General features: G+C 54.7%; 21 protein-coding genes. 10 read left to right on the forward strand and 11 right to left on the reverse strand.

All coding sequences use genetic code 11. From position 1 onward, the window contains the following. Window positions 1–26: 26 nt before the first annotated feature. The 3 genes from FIV08_RS18810 to FIV08_RS18820 form a co-directional block, all read right to left on the reverse strand. Window positions 27–1664, reverse strand: coding sequence for a GMC family oxidoreductase (locus FIV08_RS18810; RefSeq protein WP_227663913.1), 1638 nt, complete (start codon window positions 1662–1664; stop codon window positions 27–29). 17 nt (window positions 1665–1681) lie between these two features. After that, a complete protein-coding gene (locus tag FIV08_RS18815) occupies window positions 1682–2989 on the reverse strand; it encodes a cytochrome P450 (RefSeq protein WP_227663916.1) in 1308 nt (435 codons plus the stop codon). Window positions 2990–3108: 119 nt separating this feature from the next. After that, the gene (locus FIV08_RS18820; RefSeq protein WP_091642688.1) at window positions 3109–3429 is read right to left on the reverse strand and encodes a 2Fe-2S iron-sulfur cluster-binding protein; all 321 of its coding nucleotides are present in this window, start codon (window positions 3427–3429) and stop codon (window positions 3109–3111) included. Between the two features lie 129 nt (window positions 3430–3558). Here FIV08_RS18820 and FIV08_RS18825 point away from each other — a divergent pair, with 129 nt between their 5' ends. Further along, the gene (locus FIV08_RS18825) at window positions 3559–4602 is read left to right on the forward strand and encodes an AraC family transcriptional regulator (RefSeq protein WP_091642684.1); all 1044 of its coding nucleotides are present in this window, start codon (window positions 3559–3561) and stop codon (window positions 4600–4602) included. A 69-nt stretch (window positions 4603–4671) separates the two neighbouring features. Here FIV08_RS18825 and FIV08_RS18830 read toward each other — a convergent pair whose 3' ends face one another. Continuing rightward, entirely contained in the window at window positions 4672–5286 is a 615-nt protein-coding gene (locus FIV08_RS18830) for a TetR/AcrR family transcriptional regulator (protein WP_091642682.1), read from the reverse strand. Window positions 5287–5544: 258 nt separating this feature from the next. Between FIV08_RS18830 and FIV08_RS18835 the strand changes: the two genes are divergently transcribed. From FIV08_RS18835 to FIV08_RS18855, 5 genes are read left to right on the forward strand one after another with little or no spacing between them, the layout of a single operon-like run. Then, window positions 5545–6030 carry a PaaI family thioesterase gene (locus FIV08_RS18835; protein ID WP_091642679.1) on the forward strand — a complete coding sequence of 162 codons (486 nt, stop codon included), beginning with the start codon at window positions 5545–5547 and terminating at the stop codon, window positions 6028–6030. Further along, the gene (locus tag FIV08_RS18840; protein ID WP_091642677.1) at window positions 6027–6530 is read left to right on the forward strand and encodes a PaaI family thioesterase; all 504 of its coding nucleotides are present in this window, start codon (window positions 6027–6029) and stop codon (window positions 6528–6530) included. Before FIV08_RS18835 ends, FIV08_RS18840 begins: the two co-directional genes overlap by 4 nt. After that, the gene (locus tag FIV08_RS18845; protein WP_091642674.1) at window positions 6520–7422 is read left to right on the forward strand and encodes an alpha/beta fold hydrolase; all 903 of its coding nucleotides are present in this window, start codon (window positions 6520–6522) and stop codon (window positions 7420–7422) included. Before FIV08_RS18840 ends, FIV08_RS18845 begins: the two co-directional genes overlap by 11 nt. Before the next feature lie 37 nt (window positions 7423–7459). Further along, on the forward strand, window positions 7460–8512 hold the full coding sequence (locus tag FIV08_RS18850; RefSeq protein WP_072678647.1) for an efflux RND transporter periplasmic adaptor subunit: 1053 nt from the start codon (window positions 7460–7462) through the stop codon (window positions 8510–8512). Next, complete coding sequence (locus tag FIV08_RS18855) at window positions 8509–11547, forward strand: efflux RND transporter permease subunit (RefSeq protein WP_072678648.1); 3039 nt, start codon at window positions 8509–8511, stop codon at window positions 11545–11547. The genes FIV08_RS18850 and FIV08_RS18855 overlap by 4 nt, the downstream gene beginning before the upstream one ends. 269 nt (window positions 11548–11816) lie before the next feature. Here the strand turns inward: FIV08_RS18855 and FIV08_RS18860 are convergent, their stop codons facing one another. Then, entirely contained in the window at window positions 11817–12239 is a 423-nt protein-coding gene (locus tag FIV08_RS18860) for a 5' nucleotidase, NT5C type (RefSeq protein WP_216646157.1), read from the reverse strand. A 441-nt stretch (window positions 12240–12680) separates the two neighbouring features. After that, on the reverse strand, window positions 12681–12968 hold the full coding sequence (locus FIV08_RS18865) for a hypothetical protein (RefSeq protein ID WP_152439435.1): 288 nt from the start codon (window positions 12966–12968) through the stop codon (window positions 12681–12683). Window positions 12969–13207: 239 nt separating this feature from the next. Between FIV08_RS18865 and FIV08_RS18870 the strand changes: the two genes are divergently transcribed. Then, window positions 13208–13645: an NIF family HAD-type phosphatase gene (locus FIV08_RS18870; RefSeq protein WP_152439436.1), complete on the forward strand. Its 438-nt coding sequence runs from the start codon at window positions 13208–13210 to the stop codon at window positions 13643–13645. 211 nt (window positions 13646–13856) lie between these two features. Next, complete coding sequence (locus FIV08_RS18875) at window positions 13857–17708, forward strand: hypothetical protein (protein WP_152439437.1); 3852 nt, start codon at window positions 13857–13859, stop codon at window positions 17706–17708. Between the two features lie 122 nt (window positions 17709–17830). On the opposite strand, the gene FIV08_RS18880 is transcribed toward FIV08_RS18875, so the two are convergent. From FIV08_RS18880 to FIV08_RS18895, 4 genes are read right to left on the reverse strand one after another with little or no spacing between them, the layout of a single operon-like run. Beyond that, entirely contained in the window at window positions 17831–18673 is an 843-nt protein-coding gene (locus FIV08_RS18880; RefSeq protein WP_152439438.1) for a DUF7281 domain-containing protein, read from the reverse strand. After that, on the reverse strand, window positions 18663–19898 hold the full coding sequence (locus FIV08_RS18885) for a hypothetical protein (RefSeq protein WP_152439439.1): 1236 nt from the start codon (window positions 19896–19898) through the stop codon (window positions 18663–18665). The genes FIV08_RS18880 and FIV08_RS18885 overlap by 11 nt, the downstream gene beginning before the upstream one ends. Beyond that, window positions 19895–20533 (reverse strand): hypothetical protein, encoded by a 639-nt coding sequence (locus tag FIV08_RS18890; RefSeq protein ID WP_152439440.1) that lies wholly within the window; start codon window positions 20531–20533, stop codon window positions 19895–19897. The genes FIV08_RS18885 and FIV08_RS18890 overlap by 4 nt, the downstream gene beginning before the upstream one ends. Then, entirely contained in the window at window positions 20523–24254 is a 3732-nt protein-coding gene (locus tag FIV08_RS18895; RefSeq protein WP_152439441.1) for an ATP-binding protein, read from the reverse strand. Before FIV08_RS18895 ends, FIV08_RS18890 begins: the two co-directional genes overlap by 11 nt. A gap of 82 nt (window positions 24255–24336) precedes the next feature. Between FIV08_RS18895 and FIV08_RS18900 the strand changes: the two genes are divergently transcribed. After that, window positions 24337–24855, forward strand: a complete 519-nt coding sequence (locus FIV08_RS18900; RefSeq protein WP_152439442.1) for an MbcA/ParS/Xre antitoxin family protein — start codon at window positions 24337–24339, stop codon at window positions 24853–24855. 99 nt (window positions 24856–24954) lie between these two features. On the opposite strand, the gene FIV08_RS18905 is transcribed toward FIV08_RS18900, so the two are convergent. Continuing rightward, entirely contained in the window at window positions 24955–25608 is a 654-nt protein-coding gene (locus FIV08_RS18905) for a hypothetical protein (protein ID WP_152439443.1), read from the reverse strand. 254 nt (window positions 25609–25862) lie between these two features. Between FIV08_RS18905 and FIV08_RS18910 the strand changes: the two genes are divergently transcribed. Next, window positions 25863–26495, forward strand: a complete 633-nt coding sequence (locus FIV08_RS18910; protein WP_152439444.1) for a TnsA endonuclease N-terminal domain-containing protein — start codon at window positions 25863–25865, stop codon at window positions 26493–26495. The last annotated feature ends 4 nt before the right edge of the window (window positions 26496–26499 follow it).

Genomic DNA, 26499 nt, shown 5'->3' on the forward strand with positions numbered 1-26499 from the left:
CCCTGTGACGCCCGCGCGCGCGGAGCTCAGCCGACCATCTCCCCGGCATCCTCAAGTATCATCGCGGCACCTTTCTCGCCGATCATGGTTGCCGGCTGATTGGTGTTTCCGCCGACCAGCGTCGGCATGATGGAGGCATCGACCACCCGCAGGCATTGCAGGCCATGCACGCGCAGGCGCGGATCGACCACCGCCATCGGATCAACACCCATCTTGCAGGTGCCAACCGGGTGGTACGCTGATTCACCGCTGCGCCGTACCCATGCGGCGAGATCGTCGTCATTCTGCAGCGCCGGCCCGGGCAAGACCTCAACCTCGTGGTGCGGGGCAAACGCCGCCTGCGCCAGGATCTTGCGCACCAGGTGGACACCGCGCACCAGTCGCTCGACATCGGCGGACTCGGCCATGTAGTTGGGGTCGATCAGCGGCGCGGCAAACGGGTCGGCACTGTGCAGACCGACGCGCCCGCGCGACGACGGCCTGAGCCCGTAGATCATCACCGCGTAGCCATAACCGCTCATCGCGGTCTTCAGGTCTCGCCCGTGATCGTCGTACAGCATTGGCGCGAAGTGCAGCTGCAGGTCGGGTACCGGCTCCTCGGGCCGGGAGCGGATGAACCCGCCGGCCTCGGCGCCGTTGCTCGACAGCACGCCCCGCCGGCCGCTCAGATACGTCAGAGCGCCCCACAGCCCCTTGAGCCAGTAACTCGGATGCATCGAGATGCTTTGGCGGCTGCGGGCGCTGACGCGCACGAACACGTCGATATGATCCTGAAGATTCTGCCCGACGCCCCCCAACGCATGGCGCAGTTCTATGCCATGCCGGGACAGTTCCTCCCGCGGACCGATCCCGGACAGCATCAGCAGTTGCGGCGAGTTGAACGCGCCGCCGCAGAGCACAACTTCGCGCCCGGCACGGACCTGCGTCAGCCCCTTTGTATCGCGGTATTCGACACCGGTGGCGCGGGTGTCTTCGAGTAGCACCCGGGTGACATACGCGCCGCTGCAAACCGTCAGGTTGGAACGCGCCGTGGCGGGTTCGAGATAGGCCCGCGCGTTGCTACAGCGTGTGCCGTCTTTCTGGTAGGCGTAGTAGAAGCCCACGCCCTCCTGCTCACTGCCGTTGAAATCTGTATTGAGCCGGTACTTTGCCTGGGTCGCCGCCTCGACAAACGCCGTGCTCAGCGGATTGGTATAGCGGCGCTCGGCAACGTTCAGCGGACCACCCTGACCATGAAATTCTGCCTCATTCGGCGTAAGTTTGGGCTCGAAATGTTCCGATCGGCGGAAGTAGGGCAACACCTCGGCGTATGACCACCCTTTGCACCCCAGCCGTGCCCACTCGTCGTAGTCCCGGGCATGCCCGCGAATATAGACCTGCGCGTTCATGCCGCTGGAACCGCCAAGCATCTTGCCCCGCGGCTGAAAAAGCGCCCGGTCGTGCATGTGACGCTGCGGTTCGGTATTGAACTGCCAGTTGTAGCGGCGGCTGAACATTAGCTGCAGGAAACCCAGCGGCATGTTCACGAAAGGGTTGCGGCGGCTCTCCGGACCGGCTTCAAGCAGCAGCACAGAATGGCGACCGCTCTCCGACAGGCGGCTGGCGACAGCACATCCGGCCGAGCCCGCGCCAACCACGACATAGTCAAATTGTTCGGTCGTCATCCTGGTTAGCCTGTTCATTAACTTTTTGGTGTCAGCTGGACCATCAGCTCCGAATAGCCCCGCACGAAGTTGGACTGCACGCGCTCCGGCTCGCCGACGACTTCGATCTTGTCAAAGCGTTTGAGAATCTCTTCCCATAGGATACGCAGTTGCAATTCGGCCAGGCGGTTGCCCATGCAACGGTGAACACCGTAGCCAAATGACATATGGTTTCGTGCGTCCTTGCGATCGATAATGAAGTGATCGGGGTCCTCGAACTTGCGCTCGTCACGGTTGCCCGAGGCGTACCACATCACAACGCGATCGCCCTTTTTGATGGTCTGGCCGCCCAGCTCAACATCTTGCTTGGCGACTCGGCGCATATAGGCCAGCGGCGTTTGCCAGCGGATGATTTCCGACACCATGTTCGGAATCAGTTCCGGTTTTGCCTTCAGTTTTTCGAACTCCTTTGGGAATTCGTTCATGGCCACCAGGCCACCACTCATTGAGTTGCGAGTGGTATCATTGCCGCCAACGATAAGCAGCGTCAGATTGCCGATAAACTCCATCGGGCGATTGATCAGATCTTTGGTGTCGTCGTTGCTCTGTAGCAGGCTGATCAAATCGAAACCGGGCTCTTCGCCCGCCGCGCGGCGCGCTTCCTTATCCCTCCAGAGCCTGGAGAAGGACCAGGCCATGTCAGCCGCGTCGTCAAACATGATCTCTTCTTCGGCATACTCGCCGCCGGTTGCCGATGCTGCCCCGGCCATCCGATCCGACCACTCAACCAGCTTGTGACGTTCCTCGTAAGGAAAATCCAGAAGGGTTGCGAGCATGCGACCGGTGAGTTCCTTCGATACAGTGGGCACCCAGTTGAAGGGCTGGCCCAGAGGCAGGCTGTCAAGCACATCGCCGGTACGCGATCGGATCAGCTCCTCCATTTCCTTCAGGTTCTTCGGTGCCACCACGCCTTGAACCGAGCTGCGCTGCACATCGTGTTTTGGCGGATCCATGGCTATGAACATTTCCACCGACAGCCCCTCTGGAGGGTCGCCTAATATGATTTGCGGCTCGGCGGAAAACAGGTCGTGACTCTTGTCTACGAACATGATGTCCTCAAAGCGAGTCACCGACCAAAAGGGGCCGAAGGGGCTGTTCTTCTGGTAATGCGCCGGAGCCTCATCGCGCAACCGTTTGAAATAGGCGCGCCACTGATCCTGCCGATACAAAAATGGATTGCTGACATCGATGTCCTCAAGGGCCAGCGTGTTAACGTCCGGGATGACTGATTCAACAAATTCGGGCACCGGCCGGCGTGGGCCGAAGGCCTTCTTCTTGGCGCTCATTAACAGTTTCAGCCCCTGGATCTGCCTGTGCATCGGTACCACCCTGGAGGTAGCATTGATCACTCGGGATTGAATGTCGTCAAATGTTTTAGACAGTGTTGGCATGCGTCCTCCTATGTTCACATCTGGAACTCGGGTAAATGCACGGTCATGCCGTCCATTTCATCAGTAATGACCACCTGGCAGCCCAGGCGCGAAGTGCTCTCCCGCTCCGGGGTCATTGACAGCATTTGCTCTTCCTCACCACCAGGCGTACCTGTCTTTCTGAACCAATCGTCCGAGACGATGACGTGGCAGGTGCCACAGGCACATTCCCCCCCGCAGTCCCCGTCAATACCGGGGATCAGATTGTCAACGGCGATTTGCATTACCGAGGAACCAGTTTTGAACTCAGCGACATGTTTAGTTTGATCATGTTCTATAAAAGTAATCTTACCCATTGTTGTTCTCCTGCCCGTAGTATTCACCGATAGATATTGGCTGTCTGGCGATACTTCTGTCAGGTCATTTCTTGACAACATAGAGTCATTTAAAGACAAAATAGTGGTCGTTCAGGACGGAGATGATCAATGATGACGACGCAGAAGGCGGGTGATTTGCAAAAAACCGGTCCAGGTATTCCATCGAATTACTCACGGCTAATTGCGCGTGAGCTTGATTTAACAGCCAAACAACTGCCACGTCTGCTGCTCGGCACCGGGCTTGGTGTGGCGCAATTATTGAGTGAGGAAAGCCTGCTTACCGCAGCTCAGCAGATGCGGATTCTGCGCAACGCACTGGACTTGTCCGGCCTGCCGGAATTCGGGTTGCGGCTCGGCAAGCGACTGACACCGGCAACCCATGGAGCAATGGGGTTCGTTGCTTACAGCAGCCCCGACTTTCTCACTGCGCTGCAGGCGATTCATACTTTTCTGCCCACGCGTGCTAGCTTCATCCACCTGCATTTGCAGCAAGTCAACGAGCGCCTGGAGTGTATTCTGGACTATCAGGAGTCGCTGGACGATGACATACAGCAGTGCCTGTCGGATGCGATGATTAAGGCCCTTTTTGAATTTGGCGAATTTATAATTGGTCGCCCTTTGCATGAGGCTGAAATATACTTCGCTCATCCTGAACCAAAGTATAAGGCAATGTATGCCGATTTTTTATCCGGGCAGATTCACTATGATTGCGATCAGGTAAAACTTACGTTGCCGATGTCATTGTGTCGGGAACCGAATGCGTCCGCCAATCACGAAAACTATCGTCTGGCCTTGCAACAGTGTGAATCGATGCTTGTGCAACTTCAGTCGGATCAACCGAGCTATCAGACCCAGCTGAAGATGATGATGTTGTCCCGACCGCCCGGAACGCTCAGTGAAGACGAAGCAGCGGCCTCGTTGTTCATGAGCAAACGCACTCTGGCACGCAAACTCAAGCAGGAACGCAGCGGTTTTCGGAAAGTTCGCGACGAGATTCTGTCCCAGCAGGCAGCGACCTATTTGCGTGAAAGCCAACTGTCAATCGAGGCCATTTCCGCGTTGATGAACTATCACGACATTGCCAATTTCAGACGCGCCTTCAAGCGCTGGTTTGACCAGTCGCCTGAGCAGTTCAGGCAAAATGTCAGATGACAAACCGTGCATCCGCATGATTAGCGATCATAAACAGAGGCTACTTGCTTGCGTTTGTGAAGCCAGAACCTATGCCTGCCCCCCTTTATTGATCACACCGTCCATCGCGATCTGCCAGATCAAGTCGCCAATGGCGTCGAGTGAATGAGCCCCGTTCGGGTCGAACCAGGTTGCAACCCAGTTGAGCGCCCCAAGGCCGATCAGGCGGAGCAAACGGCCGTCAACATTCTTCCGGATCACGCCCTGTGCAATCATCGTTTCGAGGATATCGGCCCACAAGGACTCGTACTGGTCACGCAGTTCGATGATTTCCTCGCGGGCCTCCGGGCCCAGCGCTCGCCATTCAAACAGCAGCACGTAAACCGCGTCCGAATCGACCAACAGGGCTCGCAGATGCGCGTTGATACAAAGACGCAACCGTTCAACCGGGTCATCCGAACTGGCGTAAGCCGACTCGACCTCTGCGGTAACCAGGTCCACCCCCCGGCGCATCAGCTCGACAAGCAGCGCTTCCTTGCTGTTGTAACGATAATACAGACTTCCGGGCAGCATATTGCAGGCCTCGGCAATCTCCTTGAGCGACGTCCTTTCAAAGCCTTTCTCACGAAAAAGCCGGGCTGCGTTAGACAAAACGTCGCCCTGGTCGCCCAGTTTGCTTGCAGGAGTCATCTGTCTGTTAACCATGGCTTAAACATCTCCTCAGCAAGCCAGCTATTTGTTCATCAGAGCGGCAACCACCTGACTCATTGCATTGGTGGTGCGCCATCGCACGGGTGGCGTGCCATTTGCCACAACAGATTCTTGACATTTGGTTGGTTAACCAACCAAAATCCAGCAACAATGTTATTCGGAAGAAACTGACATGGCAATGACCTATCAAAATCAGCTGTTTCCCCCCACTTCCACCCCTGCGCGAAATGCAAACCGGGGTGGGCAGATCTGATGACGGAGTCGAACAGAGCTCAGCACAGTGACGCTGTGACGACGGCGTGGCAGTTCACCGAACAGGTTCCCCACGGCAGGGATCTGGGTATGCAGGTTGTCTCTGTCGATAAGGGCCAGGTCTGTATGCGCCTGACCCCACAGCCATGGATGTTCGCCGAAGAGGATACAAAAGAAATCTGCACCAGCGTGCTCTACTCACTGGCAGACTCCGCCGGAGGCCTGGCGGTATTTGCGGGGGCCCTGGAGCTGATGCCCATTGCCACGCTGGATCTGCGCATGGATTATCTGCGGCCTGCCAGCGGCGACCGTGCCCTGGTAGCGGTGGCCACCTGTCGTCATTTAACGGACGAGGTCGCGTTCATCCATTGCGACATCCTCAGCGAGAGTGACAGTGAGCTGTTAGCGACGGCAAGCGCCACCTTCATGCGCAACACCCAGGGCCAGCAATTTCAGGCCGGTGGACGAAAAAAGGAGGGCGCATGAGTACGACTGGCGATTCGGCACAACCCATCTCAGGCCCTTCCGAAAGCGGGCAAGAAAGCGGGAAAGAATGTTCCGACTGGCAGGCCCTGCTGGAGCGCACTCCCTACGCACGGCACCTTGGTCTTGAGGTTCAACGCGACGATGTAGGTCTAGTGGTTCATATGCCGTGTCGTGAAGCGCTGATTGGCAACTTTATGCTACCTGCTCTCCATGGCGGCGTGCTTGGCGCCCTGATGGAGCTTACCGCGCGGGTCGCTGCGCAACGCCAGGATACAGACAAACGTTGCCCACGCATTCTCGACAGCCACATTAACTACCTCCGCTCCGCGCAGGCCCGATCGACGTTCGCCAGCGCCGAAATTGTCCGGCAAGGCAGGCGGAGCAGCCTGGTCCGGGTGACCTGCTGGCAGGGCGATAAGCGCAAGCCGATCGCCAGCGGTCAGGTTCAGTTGTTGCTCCCGACAATGGCGGCCAAAGAAGCAGATCTTCATGGACAATAAGCACAACAACCCTGAACGCGACCAATTCCAGGCGCCGGATGGCGCGGAGATCGCCCTGTGGCGCTGGCCGCAATCCAAAGCGCGCCCCACGTTGCACTGGGCGCATGCAACGGGTTTCCATGGCCGCCTGTACCGCCCCCTCCTTGATGAGCTTGCCACGGACGTCAATGTCCTGGCCTGGGACATGCGGGGGCACGGGGCCAGCGCCGGTGCGGCGAACTTTTCGACATTCCGGGGCTGGGAAACCTACTATCGCGACATGACCGCTCTGCTGGATAGCCTGGATGAGCCGGTCTGGCTTGCCGGCCACTCCATTGGGGCCACCACCAGCATCATGGCCGCTGCCCGACGGCCAGACAAAGTGCTGGGCCTGATTCTGGCGGAACCCGTAATCATGGATCCGGGGCAGGGCCTGAGGTTGTGGCTGGCCAAGCTGCTACGCCAGTCACATCGGTTGTCACTGGCCGCCGGAGCCGCACGTCGGCGCCCGGTATTCGACTCGCACGCTGCTGCGTTGGACAACTATCGGGGCCGCGGTGGCTTCAAGACCTGGCCCGAAGCATGGCTGGAAGCCTATATCCAGCACGCCTTCGAACCGCAGGAAGATCAAGTTCAGTTGGCGTGTGCGCCGGAGTGGGAGAGCACCACTTTTGCCCATACCGAACACAACCCCTGGCCCGGTATTCGTCAGTTGCGGTGCCCGGTTATCGTGCTGGCGGCGGAACGCGGGTCAACCTTCTCGCCGGCCGCGCGAAAACGCCTGCAGATCCTGCTGCCTGAGGCTGACGTAAATGTCCTCGGCGAGGCGACTCATTTTCTGCCTATGGAGCGGAGGGAAACCGTTCGCGATGCCATCCTGCAACTTGTTTTGTCCGGCTACCGTGAGAGCTGATACTCAAATCTGGATTTTGCCAATCGGGACACCTGCCATGCGCTGTATGCTGACCCTGTTTATCTCGCTGCTCATGCTGTCTGGTTGTCAGCAGTCTTCGGAACCGCCCCCAGATGCCCGCGCCCCTATCCCCTGGGTAAAAACAGTTGAACTAAAGGACGCCGGCCCAACAGCGCAGAGATTTTCAGGAACCCTGCGAGGCCGCCACGAAGTTCCTCAGGCCTTTCAGATCGCCGGTCGGATTCAGCATCGTTATATCGATGCCGGTCAGCGCGTGGAAAAAGGCGACTTACTGTTCAAGCTCGATACACGGGACCTGGTGGCAGCCGCAGGGGTCGCCGCCGTGGATCTTAAGCGTGCAAAAGCGGCCCTGGCAATTGCCACCAATGAACTCCAGCGCCAGCAGCAACTTGTGGCGCATCAGTTTGTCAGCGAACAAACCCTGCAACGCCTTGAGTTGGCAGAGCGTGAGGCGCGCAGCCAGGTGCAAACCGCTTCTGCACGCAATCAGCAGGCTCAGAATGCCCTGGGGTATGCGGAACTGAAAGCCGCCCATGCAGGCGTGGTCACTGAGGTCATCGTTGAACCTGGCCAGGTTGTGGGTGTCGGACAAACCCTTGCCGTTCTGGCCGAAGATCAATCGCTGGAAGTCGAGGTTTTTTTACCAGAGGGCAGTAACCCGTCCATGCGCGGTTATGTCCCTTTACCCAATGGCGAACAGCTTGCTGTGAGCTTGAGAGAGATTGCCGGGGCTGCCGACCCCGCAAGCCGGAGCTGGCGTGCCCGATACAGCCTGGAGGGGCCCTACCCCTCGTCTTTAACCCTGGGGTCGGTGGTGAGTGTGCGGTTAGCGCAGAAGCAAACCGCCCCCAGCCATCGCGTACCGCTGGGTGCCCTGGATGAGAGAGGGCAAACGCCGCAGATCTGGTTGGTTTCCGACGGCACGGTAACGCCCCTGGCGGTCGAGGTGATCGATCTGGGTGAGGAGTATGCGAAGATCAAGGTCGACATCAAGGCGGGAACGCCCATCGTCGCGTTGGGGACACACCTGCTCACGCCTGGCATGGCAGTGCGGGAGCTGGTTCAATGAGCTTACCGAATCTTTCCGCGCTGGCAGTGCGCGAGCGTTCGGTCACCCTCTTTTTTCTTTTGCTGTCCGTTGTTGCCGGTTTCTACGCGTTCTCGTCCCTGGGTCGGGCGGAAGACCCTGCGTTCACCGTCCGGGCGATGGTGGTTTCTGTCGTCTGGCCAGGGGCAACCCCCGAGGTGCTGCAGAACCAGGTCGTGGATCGTTTGGAAAAGCGAATCCAGGAGGTGGTGTATTTCGATAATATTGAGACAACCATTCGGCCCGGGCAGGCCGCCATGGTTATCCGATTCCTGGATTCTACTCCGAGTGAAAAAGTGTCGGACCTCTTCTATCAAGTCCGCAAGCGCATGCTCGATGAGCGACCCAACCTCCCCCAGGGTGTGATCGGCCCCATCGTCAACGATGATTTCGCGGATGTGTATTTCTCCCTGCTGGCGCTGACGGCACCCGGGATGCCAATGCGTGAACTGACCCGCGAGGCAGAATCGATACGGGATCGCCTGCAACGGCTGCCCGGCTTGCAAAAAGCACAGCTCCTGGCGGAGCGTCCTGAGCGGGTGTATCTCGAATTTGATCAGGACCGGCTCAACAACCTCGGTTTGTCGGCAGAAGAGGTGTTGCAGGCGATAGAGGCCAACAACCGTCTTCAGCCTCTTGGCTTTGTTGATCTTGCCGGCCCGCGGGTTTATGTCCGCAGCAACATCGACCTGTCTGACCTTGAGCGCCTCACCTCAGTACCTCTCCGTATCGGCGACCAGCTTATTACCGTATCTGATCTGGCCGAGGTGCGTTTAGGGTATGAAGATCCTTTGAGCTACATCGTCCGCTCCAACGGTGAGGATGCGATCCTCCTGGGTGTGGTCATGCGTGCGGGTGAAAATGGCCTGGAATTTGGCGCGCGGCTGCGCGAGTTTGTCAGTACCGAACAGGGCAGGCTGCCGCTGGGAATGTCAATACAGACCCTGACCGATCAGGCGGAAGCCATCACTCAGGCGGTTGATCTTTTTCAGGTCAAGTTTCTGGTTGCGTTGGTCGTGGTGATGGGGGTTAGCATACTGGCGATCGGTCTGCGCGCGGGTTTGGTGGTGGGCATTGCGATTCCTGTGACCCTCGGCCTGACTTTCTTGTTGATGAAAATGGCGGGCATAAACCTGGACCGCATCACCCTGGGTGCGTTGATTATCGCACTGGGTCTGTTAGTGGACGATGCGATCATCGCCATTGAAATGATGATCGTGAAGATGGAGAGCGGCTGGGACCGGGTACGGGCAGCCAGTCATGCCTGGAGCGTAACCGCCGCGCCCATGCTGTTCGGTACGCTGGTGACGGTGGCCGGATTTGTCCCCATCGGATTTGCCCAGTCCGGAGTGGGAGAATACACCGGCAACATCTTCTGGGTGCTGGCTTTTTCGTTGTTGATTTCCTGGGTGGTGGCGGTAACTTTTACGCCTTATTTGGGCGTCAAGCTCTTGCCCGATTACACCGGGCATATGGGCCAGGACCTTTACCAAAGCGCGTTTTATCAGCGGTTGCGTGGGGTGATCACAGCGTGTGTTCAGTACCGGAAAACCGTCGTTTTTATCACAGTGGGTTTGCTGGCGATCAGTGCTTTCGGGATGGCAACCCAGGTGCAGAAGCAATTTTTTCCCAGTTCTGATCGCCCCGAAGTTCTGATCAGTGTCTACGCTCCGCAGGGGAGCGCTATTGCCACCACGGATCAAAGTGTCAGACGCCTGGAAGCGATTCTGATGGACATGCCGGAGGTGAAAAGCCTTTCCGCTTACATCGGTGCCGGTGCGCCCCGATTCTTCGTATCGGCCAACCCCGAGCAGCCGGACCCGGCATTTGCCAAGTTGATTGCCATTGGGCAGGACGTTAAAGGGCGCGATCGCATCATCTCGGCGCTGGAAACCAGAATCGCGGCGGGTGAATTTCCGGAGGCACGAGTGCGGGTGACGCGTTTGCTGTACGGTCCCCCGGTGGTCTGGCCGGTCAGTTTTCGTGTGCTGGGTCCGGAATCCGATCAACTCAGAGAGATCGCGCACCAGATCCGCACTCTCATGACCGGGCATCCGAACATCGTCATGCCGCATCTCGAATGGGATGAGCGTGTGCCCACTCTCTATCTTGATATGGATCCGGAAAATCTGGGTTGGATGGGCCTGACTCCGGCAGAGGTTGCCCGGCAACTGCAGTTCCAACTCCGCGGAGTGGCCGTCACCGAACTGCGCCAGGGCATAAGGAGCGTTCAACTGGTGGCGCGTAATGCACGTGGCGAAGTGATCATGCCGGAAGATCTTGAGATCAAAACCCGCGACGGCCGCAAACTTTCCGTACAGCAACTGGGCAAGTGGCAGGTTCGTTACGAGGACCCCGTCATAAAGCGTTACAACCGTGACCCCTTCCTGGCCGTTCAGGCCGATGTAGAAGGTGCCCAGCCACCGGATGTCACCAAGGAGATATGGAGTGCGATGACGGGCCTGCGCGAACAGTTGTCGGAGGGTTACCGTATTGAAATCGGCGGTACGGTGGAACAATCAGCCAAAGCCAATGCTTCAATCCAGACATTACAACCGGTGATGTTGGCGTTGATGCTGATCTTTATCATGCTTCAGATGCGTTCCTTTATCGGCACATTGACTGTTCTTGCCACCGCGCCACTGGGGCTGATTGGGGCTGTGCTGGCTTTGCTGCTGTTTAATCAACCCTTTGGCTTTACCGCGCTGCTGGGGCTGATTGGCCTGGGCGGCATCCTGATGCGAAATACCATGATTCTGACGCAGCAGGTGCAGGACAACTTCAAAGCAGGAATGGCTGCCCGGGAAGCCGTTGTCGAAGCGGCAGTCCAACGTGCCCGCCCCGTGGTACTCACCGCCCTGGCGGCCGTTCTGGCGTTTGTACCTCTGACCTTTGACCTGTTCTGGGGGCCGCTGGCTTATGTCCTTATCGGTGGCGTGGCGGTCGGCACTCTGATCACGCTATTGTTTGTGCCGGCGCTTTATGCCCTTTGGTTTCGATTAAAGAACGAACGCTGAGATTAGATCGGCCCCACAGTTTAGACTGGTTCAGGCATCCCAAAGCTAGCTGAAACCCCTGACCTGCACCCAGCTTCCTTTCCATGTGATCGTCTGGCGTCCGTGATTTGCTCCATCAATTAGGCTGTATGAAGCATAAGTGATTTGCTCGTCGGCCCTGAGCGGAGGCTAACTTGAATGTCCGCTTTTGTTTAATACCGTCATTGGAAGCGGGGTAGAGCTCGACTTTAAATGGCAAATTGGCAGTTTGGCGGCTGGGGAGACTAATCCTAAATCCCGAGACGAGTGCGAACGGCCGACCAGTCTGGGTAAGCGCTACTGCCAAATTGGATTAGTTCCCCCCTGAAAAGATCCTGGCCCTTGCCCTCAGAATTGTCGTCTATCAAAAAGTCTCCCCTCAAAAGCCCCTTATGAGGGGAGAGAATCAACTTTTCACAAAAGTCGTATCCGAGGTAGGTTTCTACCCATTCACGTTTTTCAGCATAACTGAAAGGGTTTCTTGTACTTGGGGCAGAGAGGATGAAAGGATCGTATTCATCCGAATCAATCAGGTCCTTTACTGTTTCGATTGCACCCTCAATTGGTTTGAGATTGGCGAAAAATCGATATTGTGACTGCGGGTACCGGATGGCCGGATTCATCCTTACGGCGTTTAAAAAAGCGTCTTTGAAGTCGCACAAAGTATCGTCCATATCGATATACACAATCCTCATCGGTGCCTCCGTTGAATCTTTGGTCTATTCACGATATCTAATCCTTAAGCGGATGAGTCACAAGCACGTCAGTATCCTCCGGGACAAGCCTTAGGCGCCCCACCTCTCGCCTTCTTTCGCGTTGAAGCTCATCCACCGGAAGCCCGGCTGCCTGGGAAAGCCATAGCACTTCAAACCACCAATCATTGCCTCTTTCCCTTGGAGGTGGGTGATTTCGCTTTTCCCACACACTTCCCCGAGACCAATCGGGGCAGCGAACAAAACAGTGTTCGTGATTACCAGCGATGAGAATTTTGTCCTTGTTCGGCTGGGAGCCTGATCCGGTGTAATCTTCCGTGTGCACAAGGACATCCTCGTCCGGGAGCGGCAGCATCTTCTCATGCAACCTGTGAGTGTCGGATATACACACAAGTCTCACCGCTACTCCCAAGGACAGTCTGGACTGCCCCACTCTTGGCCCACGGGTCCCCCGACCGCACCTTGTAGCTTTCTCTTTTTGATCCAGTCGATCGCGATCTTGTCCATATTTTCAGATGGAATTTCAACAACAAGCAGATCCCAGGATTTACCTTTGAAAGACTCTTTTTCGACTCGAAACTCCTTTGGATCATTCAGTTCTAGAAAAACTGACTTTGGTTGCGCGCTGAGCAGCTCCTGATAATACAAGTGGTAATTCGGGCCGCTGGAAATTGAAGCTTTTGTACTCATGTATTGGCTCTCTGGTCGTCAATGCTCGCAAAAAGTTCTACGCGTTCACGATATTCCATAATGGAAATTAAATTACTAATTATTTCAGTGCTTTACGTAATATTCAGTGTATGCAAGCATTGTGGAATACGCCAGTCGAGAGTTGGAAAAAGTTTGGGTTCCCTGGCACAGGGGCATGCAAGGGATGCGGAGCTCGACCCCAATGATCTCGACAAACGCCACAGAATGAGGCTTCAATCATGAATAGACAAAAACAGAAAACGCTTCTTTGCCTAGATCTCGAAGGGACCCTAATAAGCAATGCAATCTCTCAAATTCCACGGCCAGGTCTCTACCCGTTTCTTGAGGCCGTATCAGAAGCCTGTGATCTGATGTTGTACACATCGGTTAGCTCAGAGCGAGTCAATGTGATTCGGAACCTGTTGGTCGAGGAAGGAGTCGCGCCAGTTTGGTTCCCCGACCTAGCTGTCCTCCATCCCACCGGCACAATAAAGGACAAAGCCCGCTGCGGGCGATCTGACGCTCTGTTGCTGGATGATCAGGCTGCCGTTATTGCTCCTGGCGAGGAGTATTGGTGGGTTCCAATTGCAGAGTATCTGCCGCCTTACTCAGACTATGATTATGAGCTCGTTAAAGCTCTCGCCACCATCAAGTCCCGACTCAATGAGTCAGATTGAAAACGGAACTAGGTCGGAGGCAGCCCCTAGAAAGTGGCCGGTCGGTGACGTCGCTCAAGCGAACATTCAGGTCGACCAACACGCATTCATGAAGGTGTTTGAAGGTAAGACCTTTCACAATAAGCACTCCAACAGGCACACTTCATCAGATTGTATGAGTTAGATGGTTATCTCCGGGCGAAACCGCTGGGGAGTATGCTGAGGTGAGTGCGTGGCAATTTTCGACATAGAGAAAGATGATCTACTCCGACTGACCGAAACTCAGCTCGAAGAGTTAGTTGCTCGCCTAGCCGAGGCGGAAGTCGCGGCACATGGCCATAGCCCCGCATGGGTAAGTTGGTCAGGTTCCATAAATGCGCCTGACGAAGGAATTGATATTCATGTTCAGATCCCCGTCGGTTCGCTGAACACCGGTTTTCTTGAAAAGGCCGACACGATCCTACAAGCCAAGAAGCATTCGATGTCCAAGGCCTCGATCACTAATGAGATGGCAGCCGACGGCGAACTGTCACCGACAATCTCAAGCCAAGCGGCAAAGGGCGGAAGCTACATTATCGTCAGTTTGGGTGATGATTGTTCCCCTCCCATGCTGAAAGATCGCCTAAAAGCTATGCGGGATGCCGTTAAGGATGATCCCGACAGTGGCAATATTCACCTGAACTTTTACGACCGATCAAAGCTGCTTCAGTGGTTGCGACAGCATCCTTCTATCATGCTATGGGCAAAAGGAAAGCTCGGCCAGGGATACTCCGGTTGGCAGCCCTATGGCGCTTGGAGCAATCCACCACATGATGTCGTTGACAACCTGATTTGTGCTCCTGGCGTGACGGTCACATTACCATCAGAACAGGGTCAGAAGTTAAGTATTGAAGACGCAATCGATCCGATGCGGGACCTGATTCGATCTACCAAGAAGGCCGTTCGTATCACAGGCTTATCCGGGGTCGGGAAGACGAGGATCGTGCAGGCACTCTTCGATGAGAGTATTGGTTCAGACGCTCTCGATAGGACTATTGCCGTCTACGTCGATACGGGTGCTGATCCGGATCCTTCTGCGGCAGCTGTTCTGGACAGGCTAGTTAATGAGGGCCGAAGTGCCATCATCATTCTCGATAATTGCCCATCAGAATTGCACTCTTCACTGGCCAGCAAAGTATCAGCCGCAACCAGCGATGTGAGCCTCATTACCGTTGAGTACGACATCAGGGACGACAAGCCTCAGACAACCGAGGTAATCCACATTGAGGCAGTCGGACCGGATGTGGCTGAGCAACTTCTGATCCGGCGCTTTCCCGATATCGGTCAGATCAACGCCCGCCGGATAGCAGAGTTTGCTGACGGGAATGCCAGGGTATCTCTGGCAATTGCAGAGAGAGTTGAGCAAGGTGAGGGATTAGCTCAGCTTTCAGACACGCAGTTGTTTAACCGTTTGTTTGAGCAGCGTAATCATCCGGACGCAAATCTTCGGGAACAGGCTGAAATACTGTCTCTGGTATATTCGTTCTCGGTCTCAACCCTTAAGGATGGTTACAACGAATTGGAAGTACTGGGTTCGATCTCGGGGTATTCCCAGCTTCAATTGTTTCGATCCGTCAAAATTCTGTTGGACCGCCATGTTGTGCAGAAGAGGGGGCACTGGCGAGCCATCCTGCCCCATGCCATTGCAAACAAGCTGGCAGCATCGGCACTGGAAAGCATCCCTGTTGATCAACTCAGGGCGACCTTTGAAGCCACCGGCCGTGAACGCTTATTAATGTCGTTCGCACACAGGCTGGGGCTATTGCACGATCACCCCGTTGCGAAAGAAATCGTCGAGGCTTGGCTCCAGCCAAATGGGCTGCTGGGGGGGATATTAGAGCTAGACGGTATGGCAGGACGAATGCTGGACTATATCAGCCCAGTTTCGCCTGAAGTACTGCTCAATAGGATTGAAACAGAACTTAGAGCGCCTGACTTCGAGGGTATGAAACCGGGCGATCTACAGCGGACAACCATTCTCAGGCTTTTGCAGCTGCTGGCATACGAAGCTAGCGCATTCGATCGTTGCGTACGGCTGCTTATACGAGTGGCAGACTATGAAGATGAGAACAACAATTATGACGCGGTTCGGGACAAGATCACGCAGCTTTTCCAAGCGTACCTGTCTCGCACACATGCCTCTCTGGATCAGCGTATAGCGGTCATGAACGAATGCCTCTCGTCAGACTTGGCTGGACGCAGGTCGCTGGGCTTCCAAATGCTTTCGACTGCCTTGAGTGGGCCGCCTTGGACAGGATATGGGGTGAACGAGTTTGGTGCACGCCCGAGAGACTTTGGTTTCCACCCCAACCACGATGAACTTGTGGAGTGGCTCAGTGCCTTTATCGACATTGCGGCACAACTAGGAACCTCTGGCGATCCCGATCTTGAAGGACCCGCACGGCAGACCCTCGCAAACGTGTTTCGAGGGATATGGCACCACAAAGCGATCAGGGGCAAACTCGTCGATTCTGCTAGAAAGCTAAATTCCCATTACCCTTGGGTCGAGGGCTGGAAAGCCGTCCGATCGACGATCTACTTTGACCACACCAAGCGCAAAGGCAAGGGTGATTTCGAGCCGCTGCCAGATAACCTCGCTGCATTGGAGAGAGAGCTGGAACCCGTTGACTTGGTTCCGACAATAATGACATATGTGCTCGGCAAGGGGCACGAGTACTGGGCGCTAGACGCCGACTTTGATCATCAGGACACCAAAAAGTATCGCGAATCTAGGAAGCGACTTGACGCCAAGGCACTCCAATTAGGGGAAGACTTCGCAGCATCAGACTATGAGCTCGACGAGTTAGGTCCCAATCTGTTCTCCAGCGATGGGATGCCCTATCGCACCACATTCGGGATGGGGTTAGCGAAGGGATGCCATGACCTGCGAGCTGGTTGGCAGCAACTCCTCAATCAACTGGAGCAGCAGACCGAAAGCGGCAAGGACTTTGCGGTCTTTGCCGGCTTCATCGAACAAGTTCACTCTGATGAACCAGCACTAGCACAGGAGCTGCTTGACCAGTGCGCGCAGCATTCTCAGCTTAGAAACGTATTGGTCGGATTGCATCCCCGGTGGAAGTTCACAGAAACAGACTTGGATCGCTGTGTGGCGCTTCTCGATGATCCTGTTGTTTACCCGCGAATGTATGGCCCAATCATCTGGCGGGACGAGTATGCTCACTTGCCCGAAAGCCGTGTTCTTGATCTTGCTCAGCGACTACTATGTCAACCGAACGGTGATGACGTGGTCTTGGAGGCCTTGAGCATGAAGCTACCAGACAGCAAGGGAGCGGCTGATACGCTCGGATCGGCCCTTAGACGGGTCGGTTTGAAAGCAGCGATTCAGAGACTCCAAGGAGATCACCGTGACGCTGGCGGATCCATGGACTACAACATGGAGCGCGTCGTCAGCTCTGCGTTGCGCTTTGACGGGATTGAGGCCGAAAAACTGGAATGGTTGGACACTATCGTTGCGGTCATTGATGAGCACTATGGCTGCATTCATGCATTCGAAAGTGCTATCGCGACGACTATCGCATTGATGCCAGAGGCGCTTCTCAATCGCCTCTTCGAGGGCACCGAAACACAACAACATCGACGACTATTCTTTCTTCAAGATGGAGGCTTGCGCCAGTCACCTCTTACCCAAACCGATGTGGATGTTTTGATTGAATGGTGCCGTACTAAAAACGATAACAGCGTCTGGGCATCTATAGGGGCGGGTATCAATCTTTGGTCAACGAATGACGGTGAGGAGGGCGTGGTTACCATTTCGGAATCAGCGATCAGGTTCCTGGAGGCCTCTCCTAGGCCAGACGCAGTTCTGGAGGCATTCGCCGAGCGTGTTACTCCATCATCTTGGTCTGGTAGCCGAGCCAACGTGATGCAACCTCGAGCGGATGCCATTGGTGGGTTGGTCCAACACGAGCGCCCCGAAATCTCTCAGGCTGCTATATCAGTTTCCGCGAAACTGGCTAAGTTGATCGAGTCCGAAAGAGAACGTGAACAGCGGGAGGATGAGAAACGGGAGCAACGGTTTGAGTGACCGTAAGGGAACATCAACTCCAACACCCGGCTACGTGACCTGGGCCGCGCGAAATTGAACCCTCAACAGCACAAACCACAGTTACCATACGGCATTGTTGATCAACTCCCGACGCAGCAAACTCAACCCTGCGTGATCGGGCAAAGAGTCAGTTCGAAGCCTTTCGCGGTCAGGTACTCTTGGGTGAGAGAGAGTCTGTTTTGAAGGATGTGATTTCGAATGCAGGCAGGCAAGTTATCGGCGAATTCTAGTTGTTTCGCCGATGCAGATTGTAGATGAAATTCCCTCAACTTATTGCCGGACTCGCTTTCACGGAGTGCTTGCCAGCTTTTCGGTATCAAACATGCGCCGGCCGGATAACGACTAGCCATCATCATACCAGCGGGGTCGAAATCAAAATAGGCGACGACCTGCTCTCGGGGCAGCGTCCTAAGCCAGCTAACAAGGGCCTTCTGTGAAGATCCATGGCCCTTGTAGATAACAACGGGGTTGCTCATGTCCTCAGGCCATCGGATTCGACCGGCATCGATTAGCGTCTGCCCATTTTCAACGACGACCACGGTTTCTGCGACGTCGAGTCGATCCAACAAATTTTGGGCCGGTATACTGAGAAAGGCACCGCAGGGCACAAACGGGTTTCCACTCACCGGGATAAACCCGCCGGCGGGGCGGGTGAACGTGACCATTGTTTCAAAGACGCCACCGAGGGCCAATTTTTCATCGCTGGTGCGATCGGCCTGTGTTGCCCGGTCCCGGGGCAGCCCATCCAAAGTAGGATCTACACCGGCTTCCCGGATCACAAACTGCCTAAGCCGTTCCAGATCTCGGGCCGTAAACTCAATCCGCTTGCCGACGGTTTTCCCTGTTTCTGTCAGCTCTGTTACCCGACGCCACAGGGAGTTATCAGCCACATCCTGCCGGCGCGAGCTCAAGAACTTATGGATTGCCTCCAGTTCACGACGCATGTACAGGCCTCAAGATGACATCGTTGACGTACATGTTGTCCGGATACCGCTCATCATGCACACCTCGGTACTCCATTATGATGGCCCGCCTAAGCTCTTCTGGCAGCGCACTGACATCGGTGCTTATCATTTGTAACCAGGACGGCAGGTCGATATCCAGATCCATGACCTTACGGGCGTGTTTAGCACCCACCGACATGCCCTCTTCAGTCACCATGATGATCAACTGACCGATGGCCTCCTGTATCGGATCAGGTTGCATAACCTCCCGATCCGGCTCCTGACTCATTTCAATGGGTACCCGGGGTGAATCCGGCGCCCGGTCTTCGCTCTTATCCTTGCGCAGCCCATTGGCCAGCTCTGACAGAACGTTCTCACCATCTGGGTCAAGAAGGTCGGCATAACCACCAATCACAAAAGGGGAGGCTGCGTTGATGCTATCCGGACACCGTGAAAAATCGACGTCCTCAATGGTTGGCATAAATCCCGGATTATTGGCATATACAGCTTCAAATGTGCTGAGAAGCCTCACCATTTTTTGCTCTTCCTGCAAACGGCTCAACAATTTCCGTAGCTGGAATAGTGCGTGCCCCAAATCCTTTCGACTTTTCTCCAAGGCACCAGGCAGATGCTTCTGAAGCAGCTTTTCAAGAAAGGGCTCTCCGATACTGAGTTCCGCCATCTCAGTAATAGAGAAGCTATCAAAGAGCACGTTTAACGCATGGGCTCGACGAAGGACCCGATCGTTTTCTCGTATTCGTAAGTCCAGGTTGTTGATATAGGCGAATTCGCTAGTGACATATTGGTTAAAGCCAGTGGCCGCCTGACGAATGTCTTCAATGAGTTCCAAAATCCGCTCGGGGATTTCGTCTTCCAAGTTTCGCCGATCCTCGACGAGACCGTTACTGATGGCAATCCGGTACGCCTCGAACCTGTCCTGGAGATACACCCATTGACCGGCGATGTGCTCATGGGCGGAGTGTCGCCGGTGACTTTCCGTGATGTGATCCAACAGCCTCGTAACGACATTTCGGATCTGGTAACTGTCGGCATCATCTAAGCGCCAAATCATTCGGTGTTTTCGCAACACCTGTATCAGGGCATCGTTTTCTGGAACATCCTCAATCCGGCCACTACCCTGAAGAAAGGCCTTAAGAATTTCTTCGCTATAGCTGCCGAGGGCTTTCAGAGCCGATTTGGCACTGCCCGTCTTGCCCTTGCTCACTCTAGAAACTCCATCTGACCGTCCCGCTGCTCTGGCTCAGGCAGGTCCTCATGGACGCTTATAAAGCTCATAGTGTCGTAGAGCCAGCTCCACTTTCCCGTTGCCCGATACTGGCTGCCAGCTGACCCGAGGCGGGTCAGAAAGCCTTCGTCGACCAGCTTCCCCATGACGTAGGATAGGCGACCCTTGCTGTCCGACTGCCGGGAGCTGAAAAGCCCGCTCTTCACCAGAGATTCGAGTTTGGCTTCCAGTGCCGGCACCTGCTCAATGTGGGTCTGCATCTTGGACTCAGAGATGACCTCTCCGGGGACAATCGGGCGTTCAGAGCCAGAGACATCCATTACCAGACGCAGCCACTTTACCAGTGGCTCGAGCTGATTAATGACCTTCGAGAACTGAGACCGGATGTTCGATCTGGCACTACCGGCGCTGGGATCGATGTAAGCCATCATGTAAGAGGCGTTATCCTGAGTGGTTCGGATGCGCCGATTCAATGGCGCCAACATGAAGTCCATGCGCTGCACCTGGTCTTCCATACGTAGCAGGTTGAACTCCTGAGGGAAGCGGTGCTCACAGATAATTTCACCGCTCATCAGTAGAGCATAGGCCGACTCAAAGGTTGGGTTACTGGACACTGTGGATCTCCTCCGGCATCGCCAATTTCTGCTTCAGTTCGCTGCGCTTTTGGGCGTTCATGGCCATGGTCTCATCATCAGTGAACTCGATGATCTTGCCCTTCTGAAGATAGAGTTTGTTGTCGAAGAACCGGCTGAGGGCCCGGTTCATGTCGGGACAGGCTGACATCATCGTGAGGTTAGCCTCCTCCAACATGGCAGCGAGTTTGGGCACGTTGTTGTTGCTCAGGGTTGCCAGTTCATCCACCGGCCAAATTATGCGAACCCGTTCGTCCGGACAGAGGAACCGGGTAACCCCCATAAAGATGACCATGATGGCCAGGTAACTTAGGCCCCGGGAGCTGCTTTCTTCGAAATCCACCTCGGAACGAATATAACCCTCACGGCCGTCCTCGGTCAGGGCAATGTATAGATCCACCATGGAGCGGATGTCAGTATCAATCTTCGCTTCACGCAGGTCGTTCTGAACCAACTGGAAGCCCCCAAGAATTTCGTCGTTCGGCAGTTCCCGCTGATTCACCGGGGCCCAATCCTTCCAGGATTCGGAAAAGTTCTTCAGTGGCGCCCAGCTGATCTCGTCCTGGATCTTTGGCGTCAAAACAATCCGGATGTTTTCCAGGGATTCGATCTTCTGATTGGTGTTGATGTGCCGATCCAGCACAGCGCCTACCTGCTTCACCTTGCGGTGCAGGTTCTGCAAGCCTTCGAAGTAGGCAACGAGCTTCCCGGCTTCGTTGGCAAAGTGCTCGCGGGCCGCTGATTCGAGCTGTGGAAGGTTACTGTCCAGCAGAATCCTCAAACCTTCAACGTGACGCAAAGCTTGGGCTTCCGGATCGAAATCCTCATCACTGGGCATCATGGCCTGACGGTGCTGCATGATCTCGTCCCAAGTTTTGTGAATCTGGGTCCCGTGGTAATTCTGGAGCACCCGCTGGGCGCTGCGATAAGACGCCATGACCGATCGCTTGAGATCAACCAGCTTGCTGAAATGCTCTTGCAGGGTTGAAGTCAGGGCTTTAAGGTCGCCCTCCCGACCTTCAATGCCTCGGCCCGTCTCCGGGATCTTGTCCATGATAGTGACGGCGTTCTTCAGGGCCGTATTGATTGCGTCAATTTCCTGATCGAGCGATTTGTGCTTGTCGCGCCACTCCTTCATGGTCGCTTTGAACGCCGCGTCTTTGTCCTTGTCTTCTACGACACGGCGATCATACAGGCCCTTGGCCTCTGTAAACCGAGTGTTTAGCGATTCCAGCTGGCTCCACTCCTGGGCCACCCAGCGCTCATACTCTTCAACGGTGGACTTAGAGTCGTTAAGTTCCTTGATGCGCGTTTCATACTGATCAACGGCCTTCTTGGTGCGGCTGACCTCCTCAGCATCCAGCCCCTCCTCCGAGACAACCTCCAGAAAGGTTTTGTGCCGTTTCTTTAGATCGTCCTTGTGCTTCTCTTCGCCCCCTCTGGCTCGCTCCCGAAGTCCCTTTATTTGTTCTTCGATACTGTGGAGCTGTTCATCCCAGAGGTTTTTGGACTCAAGGTAAGCTTCGCTGAATCTTTCCTCAATACCCCGAAGCAGGTTCTCCGTCTCTTCGTTATAGCGTTCAATCTGACCCTCGATTTCTGCCAGATCGTTCTCGATACGTTTTTTCCGCTTCTCAAGTGAATTCTTAATGTCGTGCTTCAATTCTTTAAGCTGGCGACGTTTTGTTGAGAGTAACTGATCTTTCTGACGAACCTGAACTTTGGCGTCATCGTTGTGATTCCGACATTGGGTATGAAGGTGATCCGCTTTTTTCAGAGCCTGCTCTGCCTCACCCAGCTGGTCGAATGCAACCGTAATGGCTTGGTTTGCTCTATCGATTCGCTCACGGATCCGGCTTTCGCTGTCCGCGAAGGCCGGAATATCGATGGCATCTAGTTCCAGACTCCACCCCATGACCAGATCCGAGCTGGCTAGGTCCTCGGCCAATTTCGGGTTTAGGTCTTTGCGCTGCAACAAATCAGGGTCGATGATGCGGCCTAGCCGGCTACCCCAGTCCGGATCCTGACTGCGAAGCTCTGCCAACCAGGTGCCCGGCTCTGGATTCAGGGATTCAACCAGCTTATCGCGAGCCCGGGTCCTCTCTTCGAGACGGGTCTTTGCCTGAGAGTGCTTGGTCAGCGCAGCGTCGTGGTCAATCCGTGCTTTTCGCTCGGCTTCATCGGTCTCAGTCTGGCGATCAACTGCGGACTGATGTTCTGCATCCGATTGTTCGATTTCAGCTGAGGCGTCGTCAATCAACTTCTGTTCAGTCTCTAGGTACCCGATGTTTTCTATACGGCCTTCAAGCTTGGACTTGTCGCCGAGCAGTTTCTCGCGACCCGCTTGCCGGGTTTGAGTGGTTTCCAGAACCTCTTCGTTCTTGTCGCGCTCAATCTGACCGAACGCCTCGGCTTTTTTGGTTTCTGTTTTCCCATGCTCGGAGTTTTTCTTCGAGATTTCGCCGTTCAGCTTTGCCAACCACTCGGCATGATCGCTTTTCAGCTTGGCAACATCCCCCTGATACTTGCGCTCGTACTCCTCGATCTGGCTGGTGATCATGTCGTAATAGCGTTTCGTTTCGGCAAGGCTTTTCTCGACGTCCGGCAGCGTCTTCAGAGCCTCTACCTGTTGAGGGAGTTCGGCGTTCTGGTACTCGTTGTACTTCTCTTGAAGCTGGTTGAGCCTTTTTTCCAGCTGCTCCATGTTGCTCTGGGCTTCGCCGATTTTTCGAATGCGCTCATTCTGCTGGTCCCGGAATTCGGTCTCCCGCTCTTCGATCCTCTCGTTGAGCGAGCGCAACTCCGCGTCCTTCAGCTCCAGACGGTCTCGATCCCGGATCAGCGTTGCCTGCATATCCAACTTCACCTGAAGCACCTCATCCATCAACGCCAAGCGTTCATTGTTTTGAATGAGGCACTGACGGATCCGGTCAGTCTCCCGGGCGAAGGCTTTAAGGCTTCGAATTTCAGAGACAAGGCTTTCCGCGTCCAGCGGCATGGGGGCAGAATTGAGGTGGATGTCCTGAAACATCGTCTCGCAGATCATGGTTTTGAAGTTGCCCATCAGGTTGTTCTTGTTGAGGACAACGTGAGCCAACTTGTGGATGAACCTCATCTGGGTTTCCGGGCCGCCCAGACCGAACTCTCCAGCCTCAGCCTTCAGGGATCGACTGTCTGCACCCTTTCGACGGATCAGATCAGGATCTCGCTGAATGATGGCCCGATAATCCTGGATAGTCAGGATTTGTCGAGAAACTCGAACATTTCGGTCTTTGAGCAGGTCGATGACCTCTTGCGCTGACGCCCCCTCCCGGAGCCTGTCCGATATGCTCTCGGAGAATACGGTGTCATCAACGGAACCTCGCAGAAACCTATAACAAAGCTTGTTGGAACGGTGCCGGTAGAGCACTGCACAGCAGAAGCCTTCCTGCTGGGTATACTCGAATACGATCATCGATTGCGGTGAAGGAAGGTAAAACTCGAGGAAGGAAACCTTGTTACCCGCCTTAGATACAAGACGCTCCGGCTCCTCCCCATAAAACACCGGGATCAGCGACAGGATAGTGGTTTTGCCGGCGCCGTTGTCACCGGACAAATGCGTTCGTTCGCGACAAGGTATTCTGACCGTTTTGCCAGCCATTTTTATGTATGAGTGGTGAAGAACGATCTGTTCAAGTCCAAAGGTTTCGGCTGGCTGACTCACGTAGAGCTCCCTGCATTAAATGAGTAAATGAGAGCTAGGATAGTGCGCTTCGTACACGCTGTCAGCCCGAACTTACCCCAGTATGCGTGCCAAACACCTGCCACTTTTTACAAAATTAACAGTTACCTTTAGCTCCCGTGCCCACGAAGACAGAGTGAAGAATCCGTTCTATATTGCCCATAAACTCCTTTGGTCCTCTTGGCACAACATGGATGAATTCCACAAGTCTTTGAGTGAGATCGCGGGTTACACCGATGAGCGTTTTCACGCAGTCGCTGCCCAAGCTTACTTCGATATCGTTAGAGAGCTTCAGTTAAGTATCGCTGATGCCCACACCCTCATTGGATCTCCGGAACGCAGTGTTTTTGATGCATGGCAGAGGGGAGAGGAAGGCCCACGAATGACGGTTGACGAAATGAGGACTGTCTCGTTCTTGCTCCGTATCCATAGCGCGCTTCACACCCTTTTTCCAGACAATGAGCAAGCAGTTGCGTGGGTGCATAGCCCCAATACTCATTTCGGAGACAAAACTCCTCTAGACGTCATGCTCGTCGGTCGAATAGAGGATGTTCATCAGCATCTCGACGCACAGGGCCAATAGTGCCTATGCGAAGTCCCCTTGCTTGGCCAAATGCTCTTGGTTTCGCGTCATTTGCCGAGATAGCTTACTTCAGAACCGCTCGCAGCGGCTCAGCCCTCTCTATTGAAGCAAGTCGGCATCGATACCAGCTTTATCCAACGCCCGCTCAATCCGCCGGCGATACTTGTCCGCAGTGCCACCGTGTTGCGCCGCCAGGTCTACGAAAGTCCAACCCGCGAGCTTTCGCTTGATCAAGATGATGTCCTCTCCCGACAGACCCTTGGCTGAAAGCAATGAATCGACACGCTCTTCGTCCAGAGAGGTCAAGCTTTCACTGTGACTCAGGTGTTGATCCCAATAATCGGAGTCGTCCGCTAGTTCCGAATCAATGACGTACCTCGCCCTAGCACCGGTGCCGCCTTTTTCATTTTTCAGTGACCACCTTTTGAGCCGCGTATTGCAGTAATTCACTACTCCTATCATAAGGTAACGAGCAACCGGGTGACCCATAACACCTGTCCGATCACCAATTTCCTCAGCCGCTTTTTCTTCAATTCTCAAAGAGGTCGTTCCCCCATCGATCGCATTAAGTAGCCGCAAGGTGACTTCGTTCAAGGCATCTTCTGCAACCTGGTGCACTTCAGAGCCTTCGGCTTTCCCAAGAAAACGACCCAGCTTTTTCTTAACGACTGAGAGCGCTCTGCTCTTCACATCTTCGTGCGTCGCAATACGTCCTATCTCTTCAGTTGTCACATTGCTCGTGGAGTAGTCCATGCACCCTTCCTATTTGTATGCATTTTCAAATTATTAACAAACTTTAATTTTTAGCTTTTCAGCAAAACTTTTTGGATTTTTTCAATTTTTTTGTCCGGTTTTGCTCCGCTGTTTAGTTACTTACCTTTGAACAGGTGGGTATCAACATTCCATAACCTAAATTAAATACCAATAAAAACAGCAGCTTATGATCTTGCGATAGCTCTGTTTTTAACTATGGATTGATATCCGAACAAACAAAACTGGAGTAACCAATGCAGCAACGTGAACTCGTCAAACAATCACCGATTCGGTCTTCTTACCTCTCCTACTCAGTCCACTACGGTCGAGTGTTTGCGGTCGAAAGCACTCTCGAGCTCGACTACCTGAATCTGATCCGGTTCGAGAAAACCGCCGAGTCTGTCGAAAGCCAGCCCTTTTCGATCCAGTTTGAACTCGCGGGTCGACCAAGGCGCTACACCCCAGATTTCCTCGTCGTTGACCATGGGATCGAATACGTCGATGAGGTGAAAACCCGAAACGCAGCGAACAAACCAGAATTTCGCCTCAAAGCCGAGAAGCTTACCCGCTTTTTTTGGAATCGAGGCCAAATTTTTCGTGTGTTGACAGAAGATGACATTCGCCCAGGGCACCGCGCTCAGAATCTCCGGTTTTTGAGCCCGGTACTGGATTTGCCCTCGCCGATTGATGAATTCGAAACGCTCCTCAACGAAACCGACAAGCGTTCCGGCTCGATGACAGAGTTTCGCCGACTGCTTGACGATCTCACCATCGATCATTCGTTCATTCGTCGCGCCGTCGCACACCAACTCTTGCAGTGCGATCTGACGAAGCCCTGGTCCCAACTGGACTTCACCTGGTCACCCCCTCACCTCCAAACATTTTGAAAGG

Source organism: Marinobacter sp. THAF197a, from assembly GCF_009363275.1.
Classification (GTDB): domain Bacteria; phylum Pseudomonadota; class Gammaproteobacteria; order Pseudomonadales; family Oleiphilaceae; genus Marinobacter.

What these genes read in the sequence shown, in the direction of transcription:
- FIV08_RS18855 (WP_072678648.1), top strand. Translation starts at nt 8,509, where the DNA reads ATGAGCTTACCGAATCTTTCCGCGCTGGCAGTGCGCGAGCGTTCGGTC.
- FIV08_RS18830 (WP_091642682.1), bottom strand. Translation starts at nt 5,286, where the DNA reads ATGGTTAACAGACAGATGACTCCTGCAAGCAAACTGGGCGACCAGGGC.
- FIV08_RS18850 (WP_072678647.1), top strand. Translation starts at nt 7,460, where the DNA reads ATGCGCTGTATGCTGACCCTGTTTATCTCGCTGCTCATGCTGTCTGGT.
- FIV08_RS18810 (WP_227663913.1), bottom strand. Translation starts at nt 1,664, where the DNA reads ATGACGACCGAACAATTTGACTATGTCGTGGTTGGCGCGGGCTCGGCC.
- FIV08_RS18870 (WP_152439436.1), top strand. Translation starts at nt 13,208, where the DNA reads ATGAATAGACAAAAACAGAAAACGCTTCTTTGCCTAGATCTCGAAGGG.
- FIV08_RS18910 (WP_152439444.1), top strand. Translation starts at nt 25,863, where the DNA reads ATGCAGCAACGTGAACTCGTCAAACAATCACCGATTCGGTCTTCTTAC.
- FIV08_RS18900 (WP_152439442.1), top strand. Translation starts at nt 24,337, where the DNA reads ATGCGTGCCAAACACCTGCCACTTTTTACAAAATTAACAGTTACCTTT.
- FIV08_RS18905 (WP_152439443.1), bottom strand. Translation starts at nt 25,608, where the DNA reads ATGGACTACTCCACGAGCAATGTGACAACTGAAGAGATAGGACGTATT.
- FIV08_RS18820 (WP_091642688.1), bottom strand. Translation starts at nt 3,429, where the DNA reads ATGGGTAAGATTACTTTTATAGAACATGATCAAACTAAACATGTCGCT.
- FIV08_RS18840 (WP_091642677.1), top strand. Translation starts at nt 6,027, where the DNA reads ATGAGTACGACTGGCGATTCGGCACAACCCATCTCAGGCCCTTCCGAA.
- FIV08_RS18825 (WP_091642684.1), top strand. Translation starts at nt 3,559, where the DNA reads ATGATGACGACGCAGAAGGCGGGTGATTTGCAAAAAACCGGTCCAGGT.
- FIV08_RS18835 (WP_091642679.1), top strand. Translation starts at nt 5,545, where the DNA reads ATGACGGAGTCGAACAGAGCTCAGCACAGTGACGCTGTGACGACGGCG.
- FIV08_RS18860 (WP_216646157.1), bottom strand. Translation starts at nt 12,239, where the DNA reads ATGGACGATACTTTGTGCGACTTCAAAGACGCTTTTTTAAACGCCGTA.
- FIV08_RS18865 (WP_152439435.1), bottom strand. Translation starts at nt 12,968, where the DNA reads ATGAGTACAAAAGCTTCAATTTCCAGCGGCCCGAATTACCACTTGTAT.
- FIV08_RS18845 (WP_091642674.1), top strand. Translation starts at nt 6,520, where the DNA reads ATGGACAATAAGCACAACAACCCTGAACGCGACCAATTCCAGGCGCCG.
- FIV08_RS18880 (WP_152439438.1), bottom strand. Translation starts at nt 18,673, where the DNA reads ATGCGTCGTGAACTGGAGGCAATCCATAAGTTCTTGAGCTCGCGCCGG.
- FIV08_RS18815 (WP_227663916.1), bottom strand. Translation starts at nt 2,989, where the DNA reads ATGAGCGCCAAGAAGAAGGCCTTCGGCCCACGCCGGCCGGTGCCCGAA.